General features: G+C 54.5%; 23 protein-coding genes and 1 tRNA gene. 11 read left to right on the forward strand and 13 right to left on the reverse strand.

Features of this window, described 5'->3' with window-relative positions; genetic code table 11:
• Positions 1-2 precede the first annotated feature (2 nt).
• The 4 genes from ACTVJH_RS10940 to ACTVJH_RS10955 are packed head-to-tail and all read left to right on the forward strand — an operon-like array spanning position 3 to position 3,983.
• Positions 3-1,466: a monovalent cation/H+ antiporter subunit D family protein gene (locus ACTVJH_RS10940; RefSeq protein WP_455990391.1), complete on the forward strand. Its 1,464-nt coding sequence runs from the start codon at positions 3-5 to the stop codon at positions 1,464-1,466.
• Positions 1,467-1,474: 8 nt separating this feature from the next.
• Positions 1,475-1,726, forward strand: a complete 252-nt coding sequence (locus ACTVJH_RS10945) for a hypothetical protein (protein ID WP_455990394.1) — start codon at positions 1,475-1,477, stop codon at positions 1,724-1,726.
• A complete protein-coding gene (locus ACTVJH_RS10950; protein WP_455990397.1) occupies positions 1,716-3,482 on the forward strand; it encodes a Na(+)/H(+) antiporter subunit D in 1,767 nt (588 codons plus the stop codon). Before ACTVJH_RS10945 ends, ACTVJH_RS10950 begins: the two co-directional genes overlap by 11 nt.
• A gap of 24 nt (positions 3,483-3,506) precedes the next feature.
• Positions 3,507-3,983, forward strand: a complete 477-nt coding sequence (locus ACTVJH_RS10955) for a Crp/Fnr family transcriptional regulator (protein ID WP_455990400.1) — start codon at positions 3,507-3,509, stop codon at positions 3,981-3,983.
• 202 nt (positions 3,984-4,185) lie between these two features.
• Here the strand turns inward: ACTVJH_RS10955 and ACTVJH_RS10960 are convergent, their stop codons facing one another.
• From ACTVJH_RS10960 to ACTVJH_RS11000, 9 genes are all read right to left on the reverse strand, one after another.
• Positions 4,186-5,181 (reverse strand): alpha-ketoacid dehydrogenase subunit beta, encoded by a 996-nt coding sequence (locus ACTVJH_RS10960; protein ID WP_455990403.1) that lies wholly within the window; start codon positions 5,179-5,181, stop codon positions 4,186-4,188.
• A gap of 26 nt (positions 5,182-5,207) precedes the next feature.
• Positions 5,208-6,173, reverse strand: a complete 966-nt coding sequence (locus tag ACTVJH_RS10965) for a thiamine pyrophosphate-dependent dehydrogenase E1 component subunit alpha (RefSeq protein ID WP_455990406.1) — start codon at positions 6,171-6,173, stop codon at positions 5,208-5,210.
• Between the two features lie 99 nt (positions 6,174-6,272).
• Positions 6,273-7,160, reverse strand: coding sequence for an alpha/beta fold hydrolase (locus tag ACTVJH_RS10970; RefSeq protein ID WP_455990409.1), 888 nt, complete (start codon positions 7,158-7,160; stop codon positions 6,273-6,275).
• Positions 7,157-8,677: a transglycosylase SLT domain-containing protein gene (locus tag ACTVJH_RS10975; RefSeq protein ID WP_455990412.1), complete on the reverse strand. Its 1,521-nt coding sequence runs from the start codon at positions 8,675-8,677 to the stop codon at positions 7,157-7,159. Before ACTVJH_RS10975 ends, ACTVJH_RS10970 begins: the two co-directional genes overlap by 4 nt.
• Before the next feature lie 94 nt (positions 8,678-8,771).
• Positions 8,772-9,866: an HD-GYP domain-containing protein gene (locus ACTVJH_RS10980; protein WP_455990415.1), complete on the reverse strand. Its 1,095-nt coding sequence runs from the start codon at positions 9,864-9,866 to the stop codon at positions 8,772-8,774.
• 13 nt (positions 9,867-9,879) lie between these two features.
• On the reverse strand, positions 9,880-10,248 hold the full coding sequence (locus tag ACTVJH_RS10985; protein WP_455990418.1) for a response regulator: 369 nt from the start codon (positions 10,246-10,248) through the stop codon (positions 9,880-9,882).
• Positions 10,248-12,932 carry a PAS domain S-box protein gene (locus ACTVJH_RS10990; protein WP_455990421.1) on the reverse strand — a complete coding sequence of 895 codons (2,685 nt, stop codon included), beginning with the start codon at positions 12,930-12,932 and terminating at the stop codon, positions 10,248-10,250. The genes ACTVJH_RS10985 and ACTVJH_RS10990 overlap by 1 nt, the downstream gene beginning before the upstream one ends.
• Positions 12,932-13,147 carry a hypothetical protein gene (locus ACTVJH_RS10995; RefSeq protein WP_455990424.1) on the reverse strand — a complete coding sequence of 72 codons (216 nt, stop codon included), beginning with the start codon at positions 13,145-13,147 and terminating at the stop codon, positions 12,932-12,934. The genes ACTVJH_RS10990 and ACTVJH_RS10995 overlap by 1 nt, the downstream gene beginning before the upstream one ends.
• A 321-nt stretch (positions 13,148-13,468) precedes the next feature.
• A tRNA-Leu gene (locus tag ACTVJH_RS11000) sits at positions 13,469-13,555 on the reverse strand.
• 246 nt (positions 13,556-13,801) lie between these two features.
• On the opposite strand from ACTVJH_RS11000, the gene ACTVJH_RS11005 reads away from it, so the two are divergent.
• Positions 13,802-14,134, forward strand: coding sequence for a hypothetical protein (locus ACTVJH_RS11005; RefSeq protein ID WP_455990427.1), 333 nt, complete (start codon positions 13,802-13,804; stop codon positions 14,132-14,134).
• 143 nt (positions 14,135-14,277) lie between these two features.
• On the opposite strand, the gene ACTVJH_RS11010 is transcribed toward ACTVJH_RS11005, so the two are convergent.
• Positions 14,278-15,255: a hypothetical protein gene (locus tag ACTVJH_RS11010; RefSeq protein WP_455990430.1), complete on the reverse strand. Its 978-nt coding sequence runs from the start codon at positions 15,253-15,255 to the stop codon at positions 14,278-14,280.
• Positions 15,256-15,482: 227 nt separating this feature from the next.
• Here ACTVJH_RS11010 and ybgF point away from each other — a divergent pair, with 227 nt between their 5' ends.
• From ybgF to ACTVJH_RS11040, 6 genes are all read left to right on the forward strand, one after another.
• Positions 15,483-16,265, forward strand: coding sequence for a tol-pal system protein YbgF (ybgF, locus tag ACTVJH_RS11015; protein ID WP_455990433.1), 783 nt, complete (start codon positions 15,483-15,485; stop codon positions 16,263-16,265).
• Between the two features lie 14 nt (positions 16,266-16,279).
• Positions 16,280-17,467: a DNA-processing protein DprA gene (dprA, locus tag ACTVJH_RS11020; RefSeq protein ID WP_455990436.1), complete on the forward strand. Its 1,188-nt coding sequence runs from the start codon at positions 16,280-16,282 to the stop codon at positions 17,465-17,467.
• 68 nt (positions 17,468-17,535) lie between these two features.
• Complete coding sequence (locus ACTVJH_RS11025; RefSeq protein WP_455990439.1) at positions 17,536-17,892, forward strand: hypothetical protein; 357 nt, start codon at positions 17,536-17,538, stop codon at positions 17,890-17,892.
• Entirely contained in the window at positions 17,889-18,719 is an 831-nt protein-coding gene (locus ACTVJH_RS11030; protein ID WP_455990442.1) for an HDOD domain-containing protein, read from the forward strand. Before ACTVJH_RS11025 ends, ACTVJH_RS11030 begins: the two co-directional genes overlap by 4 nt.
• 21 nt (positions 18,720-18,740) lie before the next feature.
• Positions 18,741-19,676: a GGDEF domain-containing protein gene (locus ACTVJH_RS11035; protein ID WP_455990445.1), complete on the forward strand. Its 936-nt coding sequence runs from the start codon at positions 18,741-18,743 to the stop codon at positions 19,674-19,676.
• Positions 19,651-20,577, forward strand: a complete 927-nt coding sequence (locus ACTVJH_RS11040; protein ID WP_455990448.1) for a tyrosine recombinase XerC — start codon at positions 19,651-19,653, stop codon at positions 20,575-20,577. The genes ACTVJH_RS11035 and ACTVJH_RS11040 overlap by 26 nt, the downstream gene beginning before the upstream one ends.
• Before the next feature lie 224 nt (positions 20,578-20,801).
• Here the strand turns inward: ACTVJH_RS11040 and ACTVJH_RS11045 are convergent, their stop codons facing one another.
• From ACTVJH_RS11045 to ACTVJH_RS11055, 3 genes are all read right to left on the reverse strand, one after another.
• Positions 20,802-21,143, reverse strand: a complete 342-nt coding sequence (locus tag ACTVJH_RS11045) for a hypothetical protein (RefSeq protein ID WP_455990451.1) — start codon at positions 21,141-21,143, stop codon at positions 20,802-20,804.
• 208 nt (positions 21,144-21,351) lie between these two features.
• Positions 21,352-22,791, reverse strand: coding sequence for a sigma-54-dependent transcriptional regulator (locus tag ACTVJH_RS11050; RefSeq protein WP_455990454.1), 1,440 nt, complete (start codon positions 22,789-22,791; stop codon positions 21,352-21,354).
• Between the two features lie 10 nt (positions 22,792-22,801).
• Complete coding sequence (locus tag ACTVJH_RS11055; RefSeq protein WP_455990457.1) at positions 22,802-24,268, reverse strand: ATP-binding protein; 1,467 nt, start codon at positions 24,266-24,268, stop codon at positions 22,802-22,804.
• Positions 24,269-24,335: the final 67 nt, after the last annotated feature.

Consider the following 24,335-nt stretch of genomic DNA (forward strand, 5'->3'; position numbering starts at 1 on the left):
TTATGGAATCTATTCTCTCCCTGCAGCCCATGATAGCCTCGTTTTTGCCGTTACTGGCAATCCCCGGAATTCTCACCGCAAGAACGCCCAATCTTCGCGAGGCCTGGACCTTTGTCGCTGCACTCACGCTTGTGACGGCCGTGATCTGCATGGCTCCGGCCGTGCTTGCCGGCACTACCTATACCTGGGTCGCCCTGAATGTTCTTCCCGGACTGCCCATTGCCTTTCGTGCCGATCCCCTGGGCCTGCTTTTCGCCCTTGTGGCCTCGATCCTCTGGGTGGTGACGACCATCTATTCCATGGGATACATGCGCTCCCTTAACGAGCATGCCCAGACACGTTTCTACGGTTATTTTGCCGTGGCCATCTTTTGTGCTGTGGGTGTGGCCTTTTCCGCGAATCTTTTGACCCTGTATCTCTTTTACGAACTGCTTTCCTTTTCCACCTACCCCCTGGTCACTCATCATCAGGACGAGGAGAGTCGCAAGGCGGGCAGGAAGTACGTGGCCTTCATTGTGGGCACCTCCATTGGTCTGGTTCTTCCGGCCATGGTCATTCTGAATCAGATCGCCGGGACCCTGGATTTTACATCCGGAGGCATCGATCTGTCCGGAGCCAATCCCTGGCTGGTATCGGTCTTGTTCGGCGTGATCATCTTCGGTTTTGCCAAGTCCGCCATCATGCCCCTGCATGCCTGGCTGCCCGCAGCCATGGTTGCCCCCACCCCGGTCAGCTCGCTGCTCCATGCCGTGGCCGTGGTCAAGGTCGGTGTTTTTTCTGTCTTGCGTGTGGTTACCGGCATTTTTGGTGCTCAGACCATGCAGCAATACGGCCTGGATCATTTTTTGACCACAGTGGCTGCGATCACTCTGCTGGTGGCCTCGCTCATCGCCCTGTCTCAGGATGGGCTCAAGAGGCGGCTGGCCTTTTCCACCATTGGACAGCTTTCCTACATCGTCCTTGGCGCAGGGCTTTTGAATGCAGCCGGGGTGACAGGCGGGATGGTGCATATTGCCATGCACGCCTTTGGCAAGATCACTCTCTTTTTCTGTGCCGGGGCGATATTCGTGGCCACCGGCGAAAAATACATCAGCCGGATGAAAGGCATCGGCCGCCGTATGCCCTGGACCATGGCCGCGTTTTTTGTCGGGTCGCTGTCCATCATCGGCATTCCCCCCACGGGTGGATTCCTCAGTAAATGGTTTCTGCTCAACGGATGTCTGGATTCCGGGCAGGTGATCCTTGCGGTGGTCTTGCTGGGCAGCTCCCTTCTCAATGCTGCCTATTTTCTGCCTATAGTCTACAGGGCCTGGTTCTGTCCGCCGGATGAGGCCCATTTTCAGGGACCCGTCAAGGAGGCTCCCCTGGGATGTGTGCTTCCTCCCTTGATCACGGCCGGCATTTCGGTTGTGTTGTTTTTCCATCCCGGACCGTTTTTGACCCTTGCCCGGATGGCGTTCCCTTAGGAGATGTCATGAACAAGAAGAAAGAGTTCGATCTTTTTGACCGTCCCAAGACCCGACGGGTGCTTTGGTGGCTTTTGTGGGGGACATGCGCGGCAACCGTGCTCATGGAGTTTTTTGCCAAACCTGAACCGCATTTTCCCCATAGTGGTTTCATCAGTTTCAACGCCTTGTTCGGCTTGATTTCCTGTGTGGTCTTGATCCTTGTGGCCAAGGTTTTGGGCTTTGTCTTGAAAAAACCCACGGATTACTATGATGACTGAGATACATCCAGCCCTTTTGTATTTTGGCGCTGTCGCCCTTATTCCCCTGTTTGTGGGGCAATGGCGGAACCGGCTGCTCATAGCCGCTGCAGCCCTGGCGCTTCTCAGCGTGTATTTGTTGCCTGAGGGAACAGTTGAGACTCTGCCTTTTCTGGGGCGTGATCTCGTTATCCTGCGAGTGGACAAACTGAGCAAGGTGTTTGGCTATGTGTTCTGTCTGAACTCCATGCTCGCCTTTGTTTTTGCCTATCAGCTCAGGGATGTCCGCCAGCTTCTGGCAGCGCTTTTCTATATCGGGTCCGCCCTGGGGGCTGTCTTTGCCGGGGACCTGATCACCCTGTACGTCTTCTGGGAGATTATGGCGGTTGCCTCCACCTTTTTGATTCTGGCCCGGCAGACACCGCGGGCCATGGGGGCCGGATTCCGCTATGTGCTTATCCATTTTTTTGGTGGATTGTGCATGCTCATCGGCATTGTCATGCATGTTCATGCAACCGGAGACACGGCCTTTGTGGCCTTGTCCCCGCAGACTCCGGGCAGCTGGCTGATTCTGCTCGGTGTGCTCGTCAATGCCTCGGCCTTTCCCTTTTCAAGCTGGCTTTCGGATTCCTATCCCGAGGCAACCGTGGTGGGGGGGCTGGTACTTTCGGCATATACCACTAAAACGGCTGTATATGCACTTTTGCGGGCCTTTCCCGGCTGGGAAATTCTGATCGTGGTGGGCTGTTTCATGGCCGTGTACGGGATCATCTACGCCCTGCTGGAAAACGACATGCGCCGCATCCTGGCCTTTTCCATCACCAACCAGGTGGGCTTCATGGTCACGGCCGCTGGAATCGGCACGGCTATGGCCATCAACGGGGCCGCAGCCCACGCCTTTTGCCACATCATCTACAAGTCGCTCTTGTGGATGTCCGCCGGGGCCGTCCTGGCCATGACCGGCCGGAGCAAGTGCACGGAACTCGGGGGACTTTACAAGACCATGCCCTGGTCCCTGGCCCTGGGTTTGATTGGTGCCCTGGCCATCTCCGGGGTGCCCGGAACCAGCGGCTTTACCAGCAAGAGCATCATTCTGCATGCAGCTGCCCATGAACATCTCCTCTGGGTGCTGGCCATCCTGGAAGTGGCTTCGGCAGGTGTTTTCCTGCATGCTGGTATCAAGTTTCCCTACTTCGTCTTTTTTGCCAAGGATCATGGATTGCGTCCCAGCGAGGCCCCGAAAAACATGCTCTGGGCCATGGGCGCCATGGCCTTCTTGTGTCTTGCCCTTGGTATCTATCCTGATCCGCTGTACAACATCCTGCCCTATGACATGGGTGATTTTACTGTCTACCATGCCCCCAAGGTCGTGGCTCAGATGCAGCTTTTGATGTTCTCGGCCCTGGCCTTTTTCCTCTTGCTTCCCTTGCTCAAGCGGACCGACACCATTGCCCTGGAAATCGATTGGGTCTACCGGCGCGGCGGCAAATTGTTTTTTCGTGCCACGGCCTGGTTTTTCAACGGATTGAATTCGGTTGCAGCCACCTTTTTCGGTTGGATCGTTTCAGGAATCGCAGCCTGTGGGCGGGCTGTGCCGGACCGGGTGGTGTTTCTGGTTGAGAGTCTGTCCCCTGATGTCTGGTTTGATAACAGACTGCAGCCGAGTGTCAGACTGAGAAGAATTAACAAGGCCATGGATTCCGGTACGTTTCAGATAGGTGGTGCCATGCTGGCCCTCACCATGGCCCTGGCCGTGCTGCTGATTCTGGTTCTGTAATCATATTGAGGAGCGTATATTCACATGATGATCCTGCACCCTTCGCGGTTCAACGTATTTGACAATGTGTCCCCTGAACTGGTCGAAAAGATCAACGATGCGGCCACGGTAATCGAGCTGGCAAAGGACGAGGTCCTCTATCAGCAGGGCGATTCAGCCGACAATCTCTATTTCATGACCAAAGGACGGGCCTATCTGCAGATCAGCGATGATTCGGATGCCACGGTCATTCTGGGGATCATCAAGTCCGGATATTGTTTTGGCTGGTCCGCGTTGGAGGCAGGAGATATCCGTCACCACAGCGTGGTCAGTGCCGAATCTTCCCAGGTAGCTGCGGTTCAGGGAGATGTCATCCGGGATCTCATTCTGGCTGAAAACGGCCAGGGGTTGCCCTTTTTGTGGAATCTGTTTCATCTGATCAAAGACCGTCATGATCTTCGCGTCCAGCAATTGTTTAAAACCCTTGTCTCCCATCCGACCCTCGAGAGTGTGACTCTGTAAAAGAACCCAGTTTGTAGACACTCATGCGGCGAAGCCGCAGTTTTAGGTTTTAGGTTTTAAGATTTAGGTTTTAAGTTCAAGAGGTTATAGGATTTTTTGTTTTGCATGGCAGACTTTCAAGGGTAAGACACTAAAAAGCCGTGCCCCGACCGGATTATGGATCGGGGCACGGCTTTGATAGTATGTACGGGAAGGCCAGCTTTTAGGTAGCGTAGGGTCTGAACATGCCTTGAATCGCCTCTATGAGCTGGTCATGGTCTGGAATATAGAATTTTTCCAGAGGCGGACTAAAGGGAACCGGGATGTCCGGACCGGCCACACGGCACAGGGGTGCCTTGAGGGCGTCAAAGGCCTTTTCCATGACCAGGGCCGCGATTTCACCTCCAAATCCTCCGGTTTTGTTTGCCTCGTGGAGAACCACCAGCCTCCCTGTCTTGCGCACAGATCGTAGAACGCTCTCCTCATCCAGAGGTGACAGGGTGCGCAGATCCACAACCTCCACGTCGATAGTATGTTCCTCGGCCAGCTTTCGGGCCGCTTCCAAGGCCACATTGACCATCTTGGACCAGGTGATCACCGTGACATCCTTGCCCTGTTTCTTGACCTCGGCCTTGCCGATGGGGATCTGGTAATCCTCTTCGGGTACGGGGGCCTGGGCAAAGTAAAGCATCATGTCCTCAAGAAAGAGAACCGGGTTTTCATCCCTGATAGCCGCTTTGAGCAGTCCTTTAGCATCTGCCGGATTCGAGGGGATGACGACCTTGAGCCCGGGGCAATGGGCCATCCATGCCTCGAGATCGTGGGAATGCTGGCAACCGGCGCCGAATCCGGCTCCGGTTTTGATGCGGACAACCAGGGGAAAAGAGGTCAGACCGCCCGAAAGATAACGCAGTTTGGCAGCGTGGTTGACGATCATGTCCGAGGCCAGGGTGAAAAAGGGGGAGAACATGATTTCCACAACAGGTCGGAGTCCGGCCGCGGCCGCGCCCACGGCGAGCCCGGCAATGGCTGCCTCGGAAACCGGGGTGTCCCGGATGCGTTCGGGTCCGAATTCTTCCAGAAGTCCATGGGTGGGGAGCATGGGATTATGGTGGATACTCACACCGATGCCTTCCCCGGCTAAAAATACACGACTGTCTGAGTGCATTTCCTCGCGCAGGGCCTCATTGATGGCCTGGCCCATACCTAGATTTTTCATACTCTTGTCCTTGTTTTTGACCGGATTTACAATGCCATCACGTCATCCAGTGCATCTTCAGGAGCGGGCCACGGACTTTCCCGGGCAAAGCGAACAGCCTCTTCAACCACTTCTTTGGCCCTGGATTCCAGCCTTTCAAGCTTCTGGGGGCTGAGCAGCTCTTCGCCCAGAAGGGTTTCCTGCAATCTGGGGAGAGGACATTTTTTTTGCCAGGCAGCGATCTCCTTTTTGGATTGATAGATTTGAGGATCTGTCTCACCATGGCCCCGACAGCGGTAGGTCTTGCATTCCAGGAGGGTGGGGCCATCTCCCTGCACGGCCCGTTGCCTGGCTTTCCGGGTGGCCTCGTACACGGCCAGGGCATCGTTTCCATCCACGATTTCACTGTACATGGCATAGGCCACTGCCCGATCCGCCACGTTTTTGACCCTGGTGTGCTCTTCGTATCGCTGGGCCCCGGCATACACATTGTTTTCACAGACAAAGACCACGGGAAGATTCCATAATGAGGCCAGATTGAGTGCCTCATGAAAGGAGCCTTCGTCAGCGGCCCCGTCACCGAAAAAACAGACCGTAATGTTCGATTCCCTGCGATAGTGCTGGGCGAATCCCATTCCAACGGCAATGGGCAGTCCTGCGCCGACCACGGTACTGGTGCAGGGGGCGTTGATCGCAGGTACGGCCAGGTGCAGCGTGCCGCTTTTTCCCTTGTTGCAACCTGTGGACTTGCCAAAAATCTCAGCCATGAGCGCCTTGGGATCCGCTCCCTTTGCCAAAAGGTGGTGGTGGCTGCGATGGTTGGTGATAATGACATCATCCCGGGTCAGGGCGGCACAGACTCCCGCCCCTACAGCCTCCTGCCCATTGGCCAGGATCATCATTCCCGGAATGGTATCCTGTTGGGCGCAAAGTTCAGTCAATGTATCCTCGAACCTTCGGGCAAGGATCATTGACCAGAGCATTTCCAGTTTCTTCTCCCTGGGAATGTGCATGGGGTCTCCTGTGGTTTGCAGCAGCACTTTCACTGATCGGTGTGAATATCTTTTTTCCTATGCTAGCAGATGAAACCCTGTCAGGGCAACATGTTATGGTCATTGCAAAAGATTTTGTCTTGTTTGTAAAAAGAAATCAACGGTTTTTGCCATCTCCTCGGGTGCCTGGTACATCAGCCAATGATCAGCTCCCTTGAAGCGCACGAGCCATGCGCCGGGGATCTGCTGTGCTGCTGCGAGATTCTGGTCGATGGGGGTAATGCGATCCTCTTCTCCGACCAGAATGAGTACCTCGTTGGCATCTATTTTTTTGAGCCGTGTTCTGGAGCCCTTCCAGTCAACGATGGCCGTATACTGGCGTTTGATCACATCCATCGAGACGCCGGGACCTCCGGGCAGTTGCGAATAAATGTCCGGATGCATATCCTTCCATGCCTGTGGGAACAATCTGCTGATGAATTCATCTTTTTTCAGGGCGGCCATTTCATCCAGGGCCTTCTTGATGGGTTGTGCATCCACGGCCGTCGCATAGAGTACGGCCTTGTCCACTTTATCGGGGTGTTTCAGGAGCATTTCCTGGGCAATGATCGATCCCATTGACCAGCCCATGAGATCAGCCTTGTCGATATGCAGCGCTTTCAGCAAGAGTACGACATCTTCTGCCATCTGGGAAATGGTCAGCTCTGTATCGTCAATGGTTGAACTCCCTGTGCCGCGGTTGTCAAACATGATCACCTGATGATTTCGGGCGATCTCGGAGATCATGCCGGGGTCCCAGCTGTCCATGGTGCAGGCGTATCCGACAATCAGGAGCAGAGGGTCGCCGCTTCCCATTGTTTTGTATCCCATGTTGATTCCATTGACCTTTGCCGTGAGAACCGAGGCCGGGATGGTCTGCCGGATGCGTCTATCGTGCGGCGAGCCGGCGCAACCGGTACCACTCAGCAGCCCCAATATAATTGTCAGGCAAAGAAATATTCTTTTCATAATCGCGCCTTTTCTTCGGCCTCCAGGGCCGTTTCTACTTCCTGTTCCTCCTGGAGGATGGTGGTGTACAGGATGTAATATTTATTGATGTTGCTCACGTACTGCACGGTTTCCCGACCGATGATCTTGAGTACGGCCAGTTCCACGTTGCGGAACCAGCGGGTTGGGTCAAGGCCCATGTTTTCCGCTTCTTTGCGTGCCTTGCGGATGGCGGCCGGCCCGGCGTTGTAGGAGGCCAGGGCGAAACGGATCTGATCCCTGGGGCGGATGGAAGGGGAATCGAAGTACTTGGTACGCAGAAAGTGCAGGTATTTGACCCCTGCATGGACATTATTGTCCACATCGCGGACATTTGTAATGCCGATGTTTTTGTCCGCGGCTGTGGACGGGCGGACCTGTAAGAGCCCGACTGCCCCGGCATGACTTGCTTTGTCGTTGTTCAGGCCCGATTCCTGGAAGGCCATGGCCAGGATGAGCAGCCAGTCAAAACCGTATTTGTCCGCATATTTTCTGATCACTTCTTCGTACCTTTTGAGCTTGTTCCAGTTGGAGAGTTCCCTGGGATTCAGCAGGCTCTGTGAAGGTTCGTAGTAGCGCTCGAAATAGATGTTGCCGAGCAGGGTGCCCTGTTTGTGGGAGCGGAGAAATTCGTTCAAACTTTCCAGGAGCTCGGGATTGTCCTTACGGACCATCCATGCAATTTCTCCCCCGGTTCTCACGGCCAGATCCTCATTGACCACGATGTTGGGCAGGGCTTTGACCCAGGCCCGGGCGATATGTTCGTCAGCCACGGTCATGGGGATGGCCCCGGTATTGACCATCTCGAGAATGCTTTCGGTCTCGATATGCTCGTCAATCGTTTCGATACGGATCGGTTTGAGATTCCTGTCATCGAATTGTTCGTTCAGACGGATCAGACTTTCCCGATAGCTGCTGCTTCCCCGTACGTACAGGGTCTGTCCGGCCAGATCCTCAAGGGTTTGAGGGGTAAAACCATTCGTGTGGGTCACGACGACTTCTTTGACGTGGGTCAGGTAGGGAATGGTGAAGTCGACCTGTTCCTCCCGTTCCGGGGTGATGGTCAGTCCGGCCGCGGCGATGTCTCCGTATCCCTTGACCAGCAGGGGGACGAGCTCGTTGCGGTCCACGGGGATGTATTCCAGAACGATGGGCAATCCCTTGGCCTTTTTCTGCGTGTTCAAAAAATCCTGATACCCGTTGAGCAGGGAGTATTCGAACCCCACCAGATGGCCTTCGTCGATGAAGAAGTTGGTCCGGTTGACCGTTGTGAGCACCCGGATATACCGGCGCTCAAGCAGTCCCGGCAGATCGTCCGTGTAGGATTTCTTGAGGTGGGCTGCCAGCGGATGGAGGGAATCGGATGCCTCTTTGAGGGAATCAGGCATGTCGGAATCATCCCCGCCGCAGGAAACGAGAAACAACAACGCGATACCCCCAAGGAGCATTGCAGCCAAAAGAGGTTGACGTGTCGGTCTGACAAGAGTTGTAAAGATCATGGGAATCCAAAAGGGATGAGAGGGTGCATCATTGCGAAGTTACTCCAGCCAGGGATGCTGCGATGAAGTTTTTTCGGGGCTGCATCGGGTGCGGTCAATCCTTCCACCGTTCCGCAATGGTCATAATCTCTTTAAGATGATCGAAAAAAACATCCACGATGGCCGGGTCAAAATGTTTCCCTCGTTCTTCTCCAATGATCGAGACCGTTTTTTCCATTGAAAATGCCGGCTTGTATGGTCGTTCGCTGATCAGGGCGTCGAATACGTCCACAAGGGCGACGATGCGGGCCTCCACCGGTATGTCATCGCCTTTGAGCCCGAAGGGATACCCGGTACCGTCCCATCGCTCGTGATGCAATTGGGCCAGCCTCCTGGCCAGACAGACCAGTTCGCAGTCATCAGGATCGGTATTCCCGTATCGCAGGGCCTCGCATGCCTTGGAGGCGTCTTCCATTTCTTCCAGCGGACCGAGAATGATGCAGCCGTAGGTGGTGTGCTTCTTCATGGTTTCCCATTCGTGCTCATCCAATTTGCCCGGTTTGAGCAGAATACTGTCCGGGATGCCGATCTTCCCGAGGTCGTGCAGCGGCGCAGATTCGCGTACCATTTCCACGGTTTTCTCGGGAAGTCCCATGGCCTGTGCCAGCAGGGCGCTGATCTCCCCCACGCGGATGACGTGTCGCCCGGTCTCGTTGTCCTTGAACTCGGCAGCACGGCACAACCGCTGCATGATCTGACGCCGGGTCTGTTCCAGTTCCGCGGTTCGCTCTCGCACCAGATGTTCGAGTCCTTGCTGGTACTGCTTGTTTTCCGTGATCAGTCGCGCCTTGTGAAACGCCTTTTCCAGGGTATGGTCCAGGATGCCCAAATTGGTGATGGGTTTGGTGATGAAGTCCCAGGCACCCAGGCGCATGGCCTTGAGGGCGTCTTCGACCACGCCCACGCCGGACAACACAATGACGGGCAGCTCGGCATTCTCCTGCACGGCCTCGCGGATGAAGGCATATCCGTCCATGACGGGCATGTTCAGATCGACAATGACGGCCTGGAGCTCGTCGTTGTGCATTCGCATGGTCTCGAGTCCCTCCAGACCGTTACCGGCCTGCAGGGTATCGTAGTCCAGGTCCTCCAGGTAATCCACCAGGGACTGGCGCAGCATGGGTTCGTCGTCGATGAGCAGGATCGCCATGGTGTCTCCGTTTTCAGCCGATCAGGGCCCGGACGCGGGCCAGGAGCGTTCGGATGTCATAGGGTTTCAGAAACAGGTCGTCTCTGGTCAGGCCATATTGGCTGAGGCTCTGGGACAGCTTTTCATCTATGGAGCCCGTGTGCAGGAGAAAATGTCTGCATACGCCTTGCGCCGAGGCCTTTTTGATGAATTCCCTGCCGTGCATGCCCGGCAGACGCATATCCACGATGCACAGGTCTGCTGATTCCTTTTGCAATTTTTCAAGGGCCTCCTCTCCGGATTCCGCCAGCGCCAGGCGGAATTCGTCGTAATCGTCAAGAAAATCGAAAAGTGTGGTCCGGATCAGGGATTCATCGTCCACGATCATCACAAGTGGCTGCATCACGTCTCCTCATCGGTTCGGTGTGTGTCGATGGGCAGTTCAATGATGAAGGTCGTTCCCTGACCCGGCGAAGATTCGACATCCATGGTTCCGTCGTGCCCCTTGGTGATGATGAAATAGGAAACCGAGAGCCCCAGGCCCGTGCCCTGCCCGATGGGCTTGGTGGTGAAGAAGGGTTCGAAGATCCGGGTTTTCACCTCGGGAGCGATGCCAGGGCCGTTGTCCGTGATCTCCAGGCGGATGCGCCTTTTGTCATGAGTGACGCGAAGACGAATTTCCGGATCGATCGTGGGGAGATCACTGTCGGCCATGGCCTGGGCGGCGTTACGCAACAGATTGAGCACGACCTGTTCGATCTCGGTTTCCGTGCAGGGAAACGAAGGGATGTCCTCGGCAAAATCCTTGGTCACCGTTATCTGCTTGAAGTCGAAATTTTTCTTCAGGTCGTAATCACTGGCGGCCAGAAGAACGGCCTTGTCGATGATAGCGCACAGATCGCAGACCGTGCGCTTTGATTCGCTGCGCCGACTGAAGTCCAGCATGTGCCGGATAATCACTGCGGCGCGAAGGGCAGCGGCCTGGATGTTCTCGACAAAGCCCGGAATTCCCCTACGCTGCATGTATTCCTCCAGCAGACCCATATCCAGCCCGATATCCCTGGCCACTTGGATATTCTTGCGGAAGTCCGGTCGGATGCGTTGGGCCATGTTCTGGGCCGTCTGGAGGATGATGCCGAGGGGATTGTTGATCTCATGGGCGATCCCGGCCGCTATGCCCCCGACGGAAAGCATTTTTTCCGTCTGGACCATCATTTCCTGCATTTTTTTCTGTTCGGTCACATCCCGTCCCATGACCATCAGGGCGGGTTTTCCATCGATGTCCAATTTTCTGGCGGAAAGGGAATACATCAAAGTTTCGCCGGTTTTCCGGAAGACCTGAATTTCGAAATTTTCTACCCGGCCGGTGGTTTCGATCTGTTCAAGCATGTCCTCTCGACGTTTTGTTCCGGCTATGACGCCCAGCTCGGAGGGTGTCCTGCCGAGGACTTCATCCCGTGTGAATCCTAAAGACGTCAGAAAGGACTCATTGACCGCCAGAATTTTCCCGGTTTCGATACTGGAGACATTGACGCTGTCGGGACTGAGCATGAAGAGTTCGAAGAACTTTTTTTCAGAAGCCCTGAGGGCCTCTTCAGCCTGCTTGCGTGCGGTGATGTCCTCGATGGTCCCGTCGAGAAAGAAGGGGTTGCCTTTTTCGTCCATGTGCAGGCCTGCGTGAATGATCGAATACACCGGGGAACCGTCACGCCTTTGGAACTCGATCTCCATGGTGACGCCATCGGGGTTTTGTCTGAGCGCGGTGAGAAGCCGCTGCCGTTCTTCGGGCCGGGGGTAGAGATCGCAGGCTAAATCACGATATTGGCTCATCAGCTCTTCGGGGCTGTCAAAACCGAGCATCCTGGCCAGGCTCGGATTGGCATCGAGGAAGTAGCCCTCGTATGCCGTCCGGAATATCCCTATGGGGGCGTTGGTGAAGATCTCCCTGTATTTTTTCTCACTTGTTGCCAGGGCCAGCTCGAACCGCTTCATCTCGGTGATGTCCCGACCCTCCGGAATGAAATAGATGATCTCACCAATATCGTTCACCAGAGGGGAGAATGCCACGTCCAGGTAGCATTCCTCGCCGTTCTTGTCGATGCACCTGATCTCATCTCGAAAAACCTCTCCCTTCAAGGCCACTTGCATGGCCTGTTCGCAGACCTGTCTGCCCTTTGATGCGCTCGGCCACCACGGGGCATCCCAGAAGTACTGGCCGATCAATCCGTCATGATACTCCAGCGTTTCCCGGGTGGATTGATTGATTTTCAGGATTCTGCCCTGCAGATCGAGCAGAGCGAAAAAATTGAAGGCCTGGTTGAATATGGCCAGGGAAATGGCCTCTGATTCCCGGAGGGCCTGTTCCACCTTCCTGAGTCGGGCTTCCTTGGCCTTGTAGCGGCGTCTGAGCATCCAGGCGAGGACGAACAGAACCGTGAAGGCAAGCAGGGAAACGACCAGGGCGAACTGGAGAAATCTTCTTTCCTCTGGTGAGATGGCATGCGAACTGGACAGGGGAATCCATTTTTTTTTCAGGGCCGCCATCTTCTCCGGTGTGATGTTTTCCAATGCCTTGTGCATGGCGCTGAACAGCAAGGGATGCTCCTTGCTCACGGCAAAGGACAATGCGTCCTGCATCCCCGTGTCACCGGCAACCCGGAGGTTCGGGAGATTTTCCTTTTCGAGGTAGTACGCAGCAGTCGCGATATTCTCCACAAAGGCGTCCACAACGCCAAAGGCGGTATCCCTCAATCCCTCACGGATATTGGAGAGGGTCACGATCTCGAATCGGTCGGAATAGTTGTCCCGCAGGTAGGACTCCGCCACATACCCCTTCACGGTCGCCACGCGCTGCCCCGTGAAGTCTTCGAGATTTCTGGCGTCCCTCCTGACATCCCTGGTTATCACCACCACGGGAACCGTGATATAGGGAGCGCTGAAGGTAGCGTACTCGGCCCGCTCTTTGGATCTGACGATGACCGGTGCGATCTGTATGTCATTGGCCGCGAGCGCGGCAAGCTGCTTTGACCAGCTCGGCGCAGGCTTTTTTGTGAAGGTGACCCCGAGCCTCTCCTCGATCAGGGCCATCACGTCGGCCCCCCCAGCCCCTGAAAGCTTTTGTCCGCGGCCAGGAACTCGAAGGGGGGAAAGTGGCTGTCGAATCCGAGGGCGATCTGATCACGGTGGGTCTCGAGCCAGGCGCGCTCCTCCACGGTAAGCGGAACCCCGGCCCGGGATGAGGTTGCCGCCAGCAAAGCGATAACAAACAGGACGCCGGCAAGCGCAGATCGTATCATATCCATTGAGGTCCCTGGAAGAGGGTTCCAAAAATCAGAGAGATGCTTTTTATTGTGCTAGCTGAGCTCGCAAGAGTTTTCAATAAAAAATGCGTACTAAGCTCCTTCATTCTGTAAAACATCCGGCATGGTGAAACAGCCTACTGTTTCCTTGGGGAGATACGGTGATTATTTGACAGGATGCAGGACACTGCCGGGCTAAAAAAAGAGACGGGGAAATCTGTCGGGCGGGTGCAGCAAAAAAAACAAGACCCAATCTGGAATCCGGGCATAAAAAAAAGAACTCGGCGAATCCTTTAGGTAGTCGCTGAGTCCTTGTTTTATTCATGGTACCCGGGACGGGAGTTGAACCCGTACAGCCTTGCGACCGAGGGATTTTAAGTCCCTTGCGTCTACCAATTCCGCCACCCGGGCATGAGCTGATTTTCTTAGCCATGTTGGGAACAGGCGTCAACGTGATTGTTTGGACTTCTCGGCAATCGGATGAGGGGGCAGGAAAAAAGATGATCACGGCCGTGATATTCCAGACGGTTGGGTGAGAACAGATTTGCATTGTGGTAACGGAGGTGGTCTATTCACTTTGCACCGAGATTTTGCTAAACGCGTTGCCGGCTTGTGAAGCTGATCGTGATTTTAATATTCTAACGAGTGGGGATATATATGCTGCGGAGTGAAATTCTGGCCCTGGATGAAAAAAGGTTATTGGATCTGGTCGCAGAGAAGTTTGCCGTGAAGCTGGGAGGGCTTAAGGACGTCACCTGGCTGGGGGAGGCATGGAGGATCGTTGAAAAGCTCGACCATATGGGTTGGGCCGTTGATATTCGGAATATGAAGGGGCGCAAGACCGTGGATGCCTTTGGGTTTCAGGATGGCGGACCGATCACGGTGTTTGCCAGATATGGGGAAGACCCGGATTTTACCAGTGTATGCGAGGGGATTTGCAAGACCGGGTTGGTTATTCTCGAGGAGACGAACACTGCAGGGGTCCAGTGAAAAGTTGAAAGAGCGGACTTTTCTGAGTAAACGTCCAAAGATTTTCCTGGTTTCCTCCGCGTATCCATTGTGTTCTGAAAAAAAAGGTCTGATTCACGGTTGTGGATCAGACCTTTTTAGGCATTTGATAATCACGTGAAGAATCAGCTCAACCCAAGCCAGGTCAGCAGGGAACCGGCAAAGGAGTGAGGGGTGTATACGCCCGTGTAAGGCCCGAGCATTTCCCACAATGCGGCAAGGGTTCCGATCAGAAAGGTCCAGGCAAAGAGACCGCTTGCCACGATCATTCCCTTGAAACGCAGGGGGGTGGCTGTTTTCATGATCACCACCCAGATAATCACGCACAAAAGAAGGCTGCCTCCCCGGATGGCTGTGGCGGCCATAAGCGGAGTTGCTTGCTGGATATTCACTGCCGAGTAGGTCAGGGCCGCGATCCACGCACAGGTGGCAAGAACGGCTATAAAGGGAAACAGAGCCCATTTGGCGCACACGGGCAGAGCGAATTTGTAATAATCCCGGCCAAAATCGTCACGATTGCGTCTGATCAGCAGATACAGGGAGCCAAGTACCGCAGCCATGCTGAGGCTTGTGAAGGCCCATTGTATTCCAACGGGCCAGAACAGGGAATTGAGAGGGGGGAAAAGTGACTGGAATTCGAGGTTGGTTCCCAGGACCTTGCTTCTGATGATCAGCACTGGAATCCAGAACAGGGGTTTGAGAAGCATGAACCCTGCAAGTCCCAGGATCATATGGATCTTTTTTTTCTCTTTCTTGAGCAGGTTCCAGGTGGCAAAGTAGATGATGAACAGACCTGTTCCCACAAGACCCAGTCCCAGGGTGGGCAGAAGAAGCCATGCAGAGGGGCGGATAAGGGCGATACTCTCGGGTTGGCGATACCACAACGCCGCAACACCGGCTATGAGCCCAAGCCATGTTCCGATGTGGATGAGGCTTCCGAGCCGGGTCATCTGCAGGGCCAGTTTGTCCAGAAAAATCCGTTTGCTCATTCTGCCTGCAATCTCGCAGACAAGAGCGATGATGGGGCATCCCCAAAATCCTGCAAACAGGAAGAGCACGAGAGCGGTCAGGGCGGCTTGGGAAAACGAGAGGTAGGCGATCATGGAAAACTCCTCGGTGGTGAAGGAACTGCTTGGTATAATGAAATAAGCTGCGTGGTTGTTTCTTCGGCTAATGCGACCCGTAGGCGAAAGTGGTGCCTCAGATCACGTTTGTTGCGTCTAGTGCCCGAAAAAGAGAGGTTTATCAAGGATTGCCCCGTGACCTTTCCTTGAAATTTAGCGTGTCTTGGCATAGAGATTTTGTGAACTTCAATAATGGGAGATTGCATATGCGTGGATCATTGTGGGCTGCAATCGTGGTGTGTGTTCTGATGGTATCATCGGGATGCGCCGGCAGAACCGAAACGTTCAACCAGTTGATGTATGACAGAATCAAGTTGCTCGAGTCCACGCAGAAAGATTCCCAAAGGGCGCAGGAGCAACTCGAACAGAAACATGACCGGTTGGAAGAACGCGTGGACACGTTGCACCAGGATCTCGTCAACCTTTCCCAGGAACAGGAGCGTATCCAATCCACCGCTCTGGGCGAGGCGTCAGCCGAAGAAATCGTCATGGAGTCTGTCCCCTACGGAGACGAGATCTTTCAAGATGCTCCCAAGAAGGTCGATAAGGCTTCCAACGAATCGTCTGATACTGCGAAGGTCAACACGGTACAGACGGAAGCTGCGCCTCGACATACACCTGCCGAGGCTGCCTATACAAAGGCCCTTGATATGCTTGGCAAGGGCAAGCCAGCTGTTGCCGGGAACATGTTTGAAACGTTCATCGAGACGTATCCCAAGGATTCTCTTGCTCCCAACGCTCATTACTGGCTAGGGGAATCCCATTTCGATCAGGACGAGTTCGCCGAGGCCATCCTGGCCTTTAAAAAGGTTCCTGAGTTTTTTCCCAATCACCACAAGGCCCCCGATGCCCTTTTCAAGATCGTCAGCTGCTATATGAAGCTCAACGACAAGCAGAACGCGAGGTTTTATCTGGGCATCCTGCTCAAGGGATATCCCGATGCCCGTGCGGCGAAACTGGCCAGAAAACGTTATGCCAGGCTTTTGTAGGCAGGAGCCCCTTGATGATCCAATCAGGCAGTTTTCTGTCCGGGCAGCAGTCCCGCATTCCCTCCTGCAAGGATACCAGGGCTGAATATCGTTCGTGTTTGGCCCTCCGACATACCAAGGGGATTGGTCCCCGGACCTGGAAAGGACTCCTGGAAAAGTACGGTTCAGCCGCAACAGCTGTAGAGAACGTGAAGGCATGGAAAGGGGATGGGCTGGCCACCAGATCCCAGATACAGGCTTTTGAGCAGGGAACCTGGCACGACGAGGCTGCCGGAGAGGAGGAGTCGGTCTGCAAGGCGGGCATGTCCTATCTGCTCTATACCCACGAGGCGTATCCCGAGCGGCTCAAGGAAATTCCGGACCCGCCGATTATCCTCTACACTTTAGGCGATGTTTCGTTGTTGCGCCGTCCCTGTCTGGCCGTTGTCGGATCGCGGCAAAGCATGCCCTACGCCAGACGGATGACCGAACGGCTGTGCACTGATCTGGTCCGGTCCGGGCTGACCATTGTTTCCGGTTTTGCGCAAGGAGTGGATCGCATCGCCCACATGACCGGGTGCCGGGAGCAGGGGACAACCGTGGCGGTGCTGGGAACAGGGCTTGATATTGTCTATCCCGCGTCCAACAGAGATATCTGGGAACCTGTGGTCGCGTCGGGGCTCATTGTTTCGGAATTTCCCCCCAAGACCCTGCCCGAGGCGAAAAATTTTCCGTACAGGAATCGGATCATCAGCGGACTTTCGCTCGGGGTGCTTGTGGTCCAGGCCGCGGCCAAAAGTGGCAGTCTGATCACTGCCCGTTTGGCACTGGAACAAAATCGCGAGGTTTTTGCTGTTCCCGGCCCAGTGGGAAGTGGATATGAGGGGTGTCACGAACTTATCCAGAGCGGGGCCAAACTTGTTCAGGGAATCGAGGATATTCTCGAAGAGGTGCGATCCCTTCTGGAAGATAACCAGGGAGATCGTCTTGCCCGTGTTGCTGCGTGTGCCCCGACCAGAGCCTCTTTGCCGGACATTGCTCTGGATGAGCATCAGCGTCAGGTAGTTCGTTGCCTGCAGGAACATGGGAAATTGCACATCGATACCTTGACGCAGATTCTCGGATGGGAGAGCAATACGGTAAGTCAAACCCTGGTCATGCTCGAAATTCTCAAGATGGTCGAGCAGCATGCCGGGATGGTCTATTCCCTTGTCGAGTCATAGCGGCAGTTGTCTGACAGAGTCCTGCCGATCATTTTTTTTGAAGAACTTTTACCTGTGGATTGATAGCCATGCAGAAAATTCCCTTGCCCCTGGCCGAACCGGACATGGTTCTCGAGAAGCCCGTAACCCGTGACAACGGGATGGTCCTGGTCGGGCAGGGGACTGTGCTGACCGAGGTTCTTATCGAACGTCTCAGGAAAATGGAAATACCCTCCATTGTTGTTCAAGGACACCCCCTGGATCTCGATGGCGGGGGAGCGGGAACCTCTTTTGGAAGGCGAAGCCAGCGCCTGGACCATCTTTTTCGCCATGCCGGGAGTGATCCGTTCATGCAGGACGTGAAAACGTTTCTGGCAGATTATTTCACCCGCAAGGGGGCAGTGGAAAGAATGTCCCAGGACGCTGGGACCGAGGAGGATGCGTGATGCAGGATCTGCAAACCGAGTACAAAGGGAAACTTTTGGCGGTCAAGGATCTGCCCACGCTGCCCACCGTGCTGAGCAAGGTCTCCAAGCTCGTGGAAGACCCCAATTCATCCACCGAGCAGATCGCCCGGGTCATCTCCATGGATCAGGTCCTTTCCGCCAAGGTTCTCAAAATGGTCAATTCCCCTGTCTATGGATTCCCGGGACGCATTGCCACCATCCAGCATGCCCTGGTGCTTCTGGGCTTCAATGTCATCAAGGGGATCATCATCAGCACCTCGGTGTTCGACATGATGGAAGAGAGCATGACCGGGCTTTGGGATCACAGCATGGGATGTGCGCTGGCCTGCTCCACTATAGCCCGAAATCTGGGATTCAAAGATCCTGAAGAGTACGCCGTGGCCGGATTGCTGCATGACATCGGCAAGGTTCTTGCCGTGGTCCAGTTGCCCGAATGCAAGCAGGATATTGTCAATGCAGTCAAAAAAGATGATTTGAACTACATTCAGGCCGAAAACAAGGTTCTGGGGTTTGGTCATGACCGGATCAACCTCTGGATGGCCGGGCACTGGAATCTTCCCCTGAAGCTCAAGGAGGGGTTGGCCTTTCACCACAAGCCGTCCCTGGCCAAACACTATCCCGACGTGGCCCAGGTGGTTCATGTGGGAGATTTTCTGACCCGATTGTTTGAAATCGGGTCCGGGGGTGACGACCAGATAAGCCTGCTCGATCGCGAGGTCATGCTCAAGCTGGGGATTGATTTTCCCCTGCTCGAGAAGATTCTCGATGATCTTGTGGTTGCCTATGAAGAACTCTCTGTTTTCTGATCATTCGTTCAAGGGAGTGGTATGATCCTGTCGCACAGGCAACATTTTTTTTTGATCACTCAGGATGCTGAACTCAGGGAAATGCTGGGTGCATTGTGGCCCGAAAATGAGGTTTTCTGGACCTTTTTTTCTCGCGGAGCCGAGGCCCTGGAGCATCTTTTCCATAGTCCGCCGGATTTGCTGGTCGTGGACAATGATCTGCCTGATTTCAAGGGCGAGGATCTTGTCCAGTTGATCAAGAGCGAGAATGTCTACCGGCAGGTACCGGTTGTTCTCTGCATGAACCCGTCTGATCTTCCGTTTGCTGCCTCTCAGGTTGAGATCGATGATTTCCTGGTCCGTCCCCTTGCAGGTGAAGAGGCCAAAAGCCGGCTGGATCTTGCGGTTGCCCGGGCTTCCCGGGAGCTTGATGCCAATCCTCTGACCAAACTTCCCGGCAATACCTCGATCATTCACAAGATCCAGGCGCTCATCGATGCCCAAGAGGATTTCGCCCTCATCTATGCGGATCTGGATCACTTCAAGTCGTTCAATGACAAATACGGTTTTTCCCGGGGGGATGAGGTGCTCATGATGACCGCCCGGGTGATTGTCAATACCATTCGAAAAATTGCCCAGATGCATTCGTTTGTCGGCCATGTGGGGGGGGACGATTTCGTGTGTACGCTGCCAGCGGACAAGGCCGAACAGGCCTGCATCGCACTGATTGAAAATTTCGATTCCATTGTGCCCAATTTCTACGATTGCGAGGACAGAATACGTCGATCCATCCACTCCAGGGACAGGCAGGGCAATATGCAAAGTTTTCCACTCATGGCCATATCCCTGGCCGTTGTCTTCAATAAAAACTGCAAATTGACGCATTTTGGTCAGGCCTCTCAGATTGCCATGAACCTGAAGAAAAAGGCCAAGGAAAATCCCGCGAGCAGCTATGTCCTTGATCAAAGATCCGCCTGATCTGCTCGAGCAATACCTCGATCATCTCCGTTACGAACGCGGCTACAGCCCGGCGACCCTCAAAGGGTATGCTCGGGACCTCATTCAATTCAAGGAGATCGTTCGGGCGCGCGGGGTGGATTGTGATCGTCCGGAGCAGATCGGAAAAGAGGAGGTCCATGCCTATCTGGCCGATCTGCACCGCAAGGGACTGGCCAGGAGTTCAGTGGCCAGAAAGCTTTCGAGTTTGCGAGGTTTTTTCGGTTATCTGATCGGCCGTAAAATCATTTCCCTCGATCCCTGTCAGGGAGTGCACAATCCCAAACAACTCAAGGCCCAACCCAGGTTTTTGAACGTGGATCAGGCTGTTGGTCTTATGCAGGCCGAGGTGGAGGATGGTCCACGAGGTCTGCGCGATGTGGCTCTGGTTGAATTGCTCTACGGATCGGGTCTGCGCATCAGCGAGGCCCTGGGACTCGATGTTCAGGACATCGATCCCGGTCGCTCCTTTATCAAGGTCCTTGGCAAGGGGGGTAAGGAGCGTATCGTTCCGCTGACGGATATTTCTCTTGAGCGGCTCAACGCCTACCTGGCGGTACGCTCCTCGTTTTCGCCTTCTCCCCAGGAAAAGGCCCTGTTTCTGGGCATGCGGGGAAAACGTCTTTCCCGCCGTCAGGCCTCCAAGATCATTGAATCCCTTCGCACGGCAGCGGGACTCCCGCAATCCGTATCCCCCCATGACTTACGGCATAGCTTTGCCACCCATCTTCTGGCCTCGGGTGCTGACCTGCGCAGTGTGCAGAAACTCCTGGGCCACTCCCGTCTCGGTACCACCCAGCGCTACACCCATCTCCAGCTCGAACAGCTTATGCGGGTCTATGATCAGGCCCATCCGCGGTCTTCGGCAAACAAGAAGAAGTGAAAAAGGGCACGGCGCGCCGTGCCCCTTGGACATTCACCTTCCATTCGCCTTTCCCGTCAGCTTTGCATAAGGTCTGCTAACCTCGCAAGCTCGCTAAGCATTCACTTTTACTCTGCATAAGGTCTGCTAACCTCGCAAGCTCGCTAAGCATTCACTTTTACTCTGCATAAGGTCTGCTAACCTCGCAAGCTCGCTAAGCATTCACTTTTCCCGTCTCCCCTTTTTTACATCCTTCCCAGGACTCTGATCAGATCGGCCAGGTCACTTTGTTTCTTGGCAAAAAAGAGATTGCTGTCGGCAGCAAAGCCGCTTTCATCGTCAAACGTGTGCACGATGATCGGCTGACAGGGTCGGTGCTCGCGAATGGCAGCTATGGCTGTGTGGATGTCCATATCGACCAGATCGCGTTCAATGACAATGGGATGTCTATGACCAAAGGTATGAAGAATTTCAAGCAATTCCATACCGTTTCTAAAGGGTTTGACACGATACCCCATGGTCACGAGTTCCCTGGAAATGAATTCTCGAACGTATCGATTCCGTTCGACGAGGATAACTGATTTCATACACGGCTCCACCACGGTAAGGAAGGAGGGTATGGTGTCTTTGGCAATGAACGTGCCATGCGCGATCAGTCGAGTCGGGAAAGCAGCGCGGGGTATGGGCAGGAAATGACAGGATTATCTTCTTTGTCACGCTGAGGTTCGGCGGGGTGGTGTTTATTTTCTTGACATAGTGTAAATGAGGGGGGGGGGTGCGGCGACCGGATGGCGATCAGGACGACCGGGGCGCGTCGATGACCGTCTGCGTCGTGATGTTCAGCTTGTCGATTTTCGCTAAAAGCGTCGGACGTGAGATACCCAGATATTTTGCTGTCTTGGAATGGTTTCCCTGACAGAACTTCAGCGCCTCGCCAATGATGACGGCCGACATCTGATCCATTATGTCCTGATAGGGCGTGGAAGAGGTGTTCTTGGTGGAGAACAGGGTTTGACGCGTCCAGGCATGGATGTCCAAGGGATGAGATTCCGACGTATCCTGGCAGGGGGATGCCAGGGCCTTGTCGATCTCTTCCCCGGTCAGGGGACAGCCCCGGTTGAAGATAAGGGCTTTTTGGATGGTATTGGCGAGTTCCCTGACATTCCCTGGCCATGCGTATTGCTCGAGGGATGTCACTGCCTCCCGGGTGATCCCAGGGTTGTGCATCTTCATGGATTGGGAAAAATAGTGCAGAAAGTATTCGGCCAGCAGAGAGATGTCCTTGTTCCGATCCCGCAGGGGAGGCAGATTCAAGGTGACCACCTTGAGGCGATAATACAGGTCTTCCCGAAAGGCATTTTTGGCCAGGGAGTCCTCGAGATCCCTGTTGGTGGCAGCGATGACCCGAACGTCCACGGAAATGGGGTGCCGCCCGCCCAGACGTTCGATGCTTCGTTCCTGGAGCAGCCGCAGAATCTTGGCCTGGATGGAGAGTGGCATGTCCCCGATTTCATCGAGGAACACGGTGCCGCCATTGGCCTGTTCGATCTTGCCCACTCTTCGCGTACTCGCACCGGTGAAGGCCCCTTTTTCATAGCCGAACAATTCGCTTTCCAGCAGGGTTTCAGGGATGGCTACGCAATTGATAATCAGAAAGGGACGCTCGCTGCGCAGGCTGTGCTGATAGATGGCCCGGGCTGCCAATTCCTTGCCCGTGCCCGATTCACCCCGGATGAGCACGGTTGCATCGGTCGGGGCGACCCGGCCGATGGCCTTGTACACATTCTGCATGGGTTTGCTGCGGCCGATGATGGCATCCCCATCCACGCTCGCTTCCGGTGGTCCATCGAGTCTGACCTTGGAGCGCATGAATCGTCTCGCCTCGAGGCCTTTCTTGATCAGCTCCAGGATGTTCGGGATCTCAAAGGGTTTGATGATGTAGTCAAAGGCACCGAGCTTGGTCGCCTCGATAGCCGTGTCTGTGGTTCCAAAAGCGGTCATGATGATTACCGGCAGCTTGGCGTCTATTTTCTGGATTTCCGTGAATCCTTCCAGGCCGGTCATGCCCGGCAGTCTGAAATCCATGACTGCGAGATCCGGTTCATATCGTCTCACCGATTCGATCCCGGCCTCGGCAGAAGATGCCGTGAGAATTTCATATCCTTCCTGCCGCAGAATCCGTTCGAAGCTCTGTCTCAGCTGGGGATCGTCATCCACGATCAATATCTTTTGCATGGTGTGTATCCTATTTGCTGCAAGGCAGGGTAATGGTAAACGTGGTTCCCTGATGGGGCTTTGAGGCAACGCTGATCCATCCTCCATGATCCTCTATGATCCTTTTGGCGATACTCAGACCCAATCCGGTTCCTTCTTCCTTGGAACTGAAAAAAGGTTGGAAGATTTTTTCCTTGAGTTCGGGGGAGATTCCTGGTCCATCATCGGCAATGGTCAGAACGACCACATGACCGAGAGGCTCCACAACGCCTTGACCTGCGTTGATGGTTATGGTCCCTCCGGCATTCATGGCATCACAGGCGTTTTCCAAAAGATTGATCAAAACCTCCTTTACTTGATCCTGATCGAGCATCAATCGGGGGAGATTCTGGGCGATGTCTGTGGTGATGGTGATGCCGTAGGATTCCAGCCGGTGTTTCATGAGCTGCAGCGCCAGGGTGATGATGCCGTGCACTTCCGTTGGCTGGGGTTTGAGTTTGGGGCGGCGCGAGAATTCGAGAAAGTTACTCAGAATGGTGTCGATATGCCGGATTTCTTCGGAGATGACCTCGAAATCCTCATTCTGAACATCATCGAGATCCAGGGACCGTTGCAGGGAGAAGAGGCGCATCTTGACCGAGGTCAGGGGGTTGCGCACGCTGTGGGCCACACCCGCACCCAATTTGCCGATGGTGGCCAGTTTTTCCGTTTGCTGGAGGTGCTCCCGGCTTGCTTCGAGTTGTGACTGGGTCAGATTGGCGTTGGTGATGAGCCGTTTGACCTTGCCGCTGAGTTGGATGATTTCGTTTTTGCTCCCGTGAATCGAATCGGACAATGTTTTTTGCAGAGATACAACCAGGTCATGTATGGGCGCAAGAACTCTGTTGAAAATGATGAATGCCAGGAGACCGGCCAGGATGATGCCGATGAGAAACAGGGAGCCCGTGACCGCGTTCAGTCGATTTTTCTGCCTGGCTACCTCGTTGAAATGATCATTGATGCTCCCCTTGTAGATCCGCTTGTATTTGGAACACAGATCCACAATGCTGAAGAATTGATTCCGCACGGACCAATGGAGTTCGGCCCCTTGCTCGCGTTTGCCATCCTTGTACAACTGGATGACCCGGGCCCTGGCCAGGGCGTAGTTGAGATAGTGTGATTCAATGGTGTCCAGGATTTCCCGGGAGGCATAGTTTTGACTTGTCTGCCGAGCCTTTTGCAACCACCGCTGGAAGGATTCGTTGTGCTGATCAAGTTTGTTCAACCAATGCGGGCTGCCCTGGAGAAAGTAATAGGTTACAAATCCTTTCTGCATGACCAGAGCGGTCTGCAGCTCTTCAGCAGCCTGCAAGGCGGCGATATCCTCATTGATCACCTCGGAAAAAAGCCGGTCAATATGATAGAGGTGCCAGACCGTGACCAGAAAGGTGCCCAACAGGCAGCAGGACAGACCGATGATCAGGATGCGGAATTTAACGCGAAGGCTCAGAAGTTCCATGGGCAGAGTGGTGGATTCAGAGGGTGCATGTATGCCTTTTGTGAAAAGTGTCCGGTTCGGGGCTGGG

This window comes from Desulfoplanes sp. PS50, assembly GCF_053851535.1.

Excerpts from the sequence above, each read along its gene's own strand:
- ACTVJH_RS10940 (WP_455990391.1), top strand. The coding sequence starts at position 3 with ATGGAATCTATTCTCTCCCTGCAGCCCATGATAGCCTCGTTTTTGCCG.
- ACTVJH_RS10945 (WP_455990394.1), top strand. The coding sequence starts at position 1,475 with ATGAACAAGAAGAAAGAGTTCGATCTTTTTGACCGTCCCAAGACCCGA.
- ACTVJH_RS10950 (WP_455990397.1), top strand. The coding sequence starts at position 1,716 with ATGATGACTGAGATACATCCAGCCCTTTTGTATTTTGGCGCTGTCGCC.
- ACTVJH_RS10955 (WP_455990400.1), top strand. The coding sequence starts at position 3,507 with ATGATGATCCTGCACCCTTCGCGGTTCAACGTATTTGACAATGTGTCC.
- ACTVJH_RS10960 (WP_455990403.1), bottom strand. The coding sequence starts at position 5,181 with ATGAAAAATCTAGGTATGGGCCAGGCCATCAATGAGGCCCTGCGCGAG.
- ACTVJH_RS10965 (WP_455990406.1), bottom strand. The coding sequence starts at position 6,173 with ATGCACATTCCCAGGGAGAAGAAACTGGAAATGCTCTGGTCAATGATC.
- ACTVJH_RS10970 (WP_455990409.1), bottom strand. The coding sequence starts at position 7,160 with ATGAAAAGAATATTTCTTTGCCTGACAATTATATTGGGGCTGCTGAGT.
- ACTVJH_RS10975 (WP_455990412.1), bottom strand. The coding sequence starts at position 8,677 with ATGATCTTTACAACTCTTGTCAGACCGACACGTCAACCTCTTTTGGCT.
- ACTVJH_RS10980 (WP_455990415.1), bottom strand. The coding sequence starts at position 9,866 with ATGGCGATCCTGCTCATCGACGACGAACCCATGCTGCGCCAGTCCCTG.
- ACTVJH_RS10985 (WP_455990418.1), bottom strand. The coding sequence starts at position 10,248 with ATGCAGCCACTTGTGATGATCGTGGACGATGAATCCCTGATCCGGACC.
- ACTVJH_RS10990 (WP_455990421.1), bottom strand. The coding sequence starts at position 12,932 with ATGGCCCTGATCGAGGAGAGGCTCGGGGTCACCTTCACAAAAAAGCCT.
- ACTVJH_RS10995 (WP_455990424.1), bottom strand. The coding sequence starts at position 13,147 with ATGGATATGATACGATCTGCGCTTGCCGGCGTCCTGTTTGTTATCGCT.
- ACTVJH_RS11005 (WP_455990427.1), top strand. The coding sequence starts at position 13,802 with ATGCTGCGGAGTGAAATTCTGGCCCTGGATGAAAAAAGGTTATTGGAT.
- ACTVJH_RS11010 (WP_455990430.1), bottom strand. The coding sequence starts at position 15,255 with ATGATCGCCTACCTCTCGTTTTCCCAAGCCGCCCTGACCGCTCTCGTG.
- ybgF (WP_455990433.1), top strand. The coding sequence starts at position 15,483 with ATGCGTGGATCATTGTGGGCTGCAATCGTGGTGTGTGTTCTGATGGTA.
- dprA (WP_455990436.1), top strand. The coding sequence starts at position 16,280 with ATGATCCAATCAGGCAGTTTTCTGTCCGGGCAGCAGTCCCGCATTCCC.
- ACTVJH_RS11025 (WP_455990439.1), top strand. The coding sequence starts at position 17,536 with ATGCAGAAAATTCCCTTGCCCCTGGCCGAACCGGACATGGTTCTCGAG.
- ACTVJH_RS11035 (WP_455990445.1), top strand. The coding sequence starts at position 18,741 with ATGATCCTGTCGCACAGGCAACATTTTTTTTTGATCACTCAGGATGCT.
- ACTVJH_RS11040 (WP_455990448.1), top strand. The coding sequence starts at position 19,651 with ATGTCCTTGATCAAAGATCCGCCTGATCTGCTCGAGCAATACCTCGAT.
- ACTVJH_RS11045 (WP_455990451.1), bottom strand. The coding sequence starts at position 21,143 with ATGAAATCAGTTATCCTCGTCGAACGGAATCGATACGTTCGAGAATTC.
- ACTVJH_RS11050 (WP_455990454.1), bottom strand. The coding sequence starts at position 22,791 with ATGCAAAAGATATTGATCGTGGATGACGATCCCCAGCTGAGACAGAGC.
- ACTVJH_RS11055 (WP_455990457.1), bottom strand. The coding sequence starts at position 24,268 with ATGGAACTTCTGAGCCTTCGCGTTAAATTCCGCATCCTGATCATCGGT.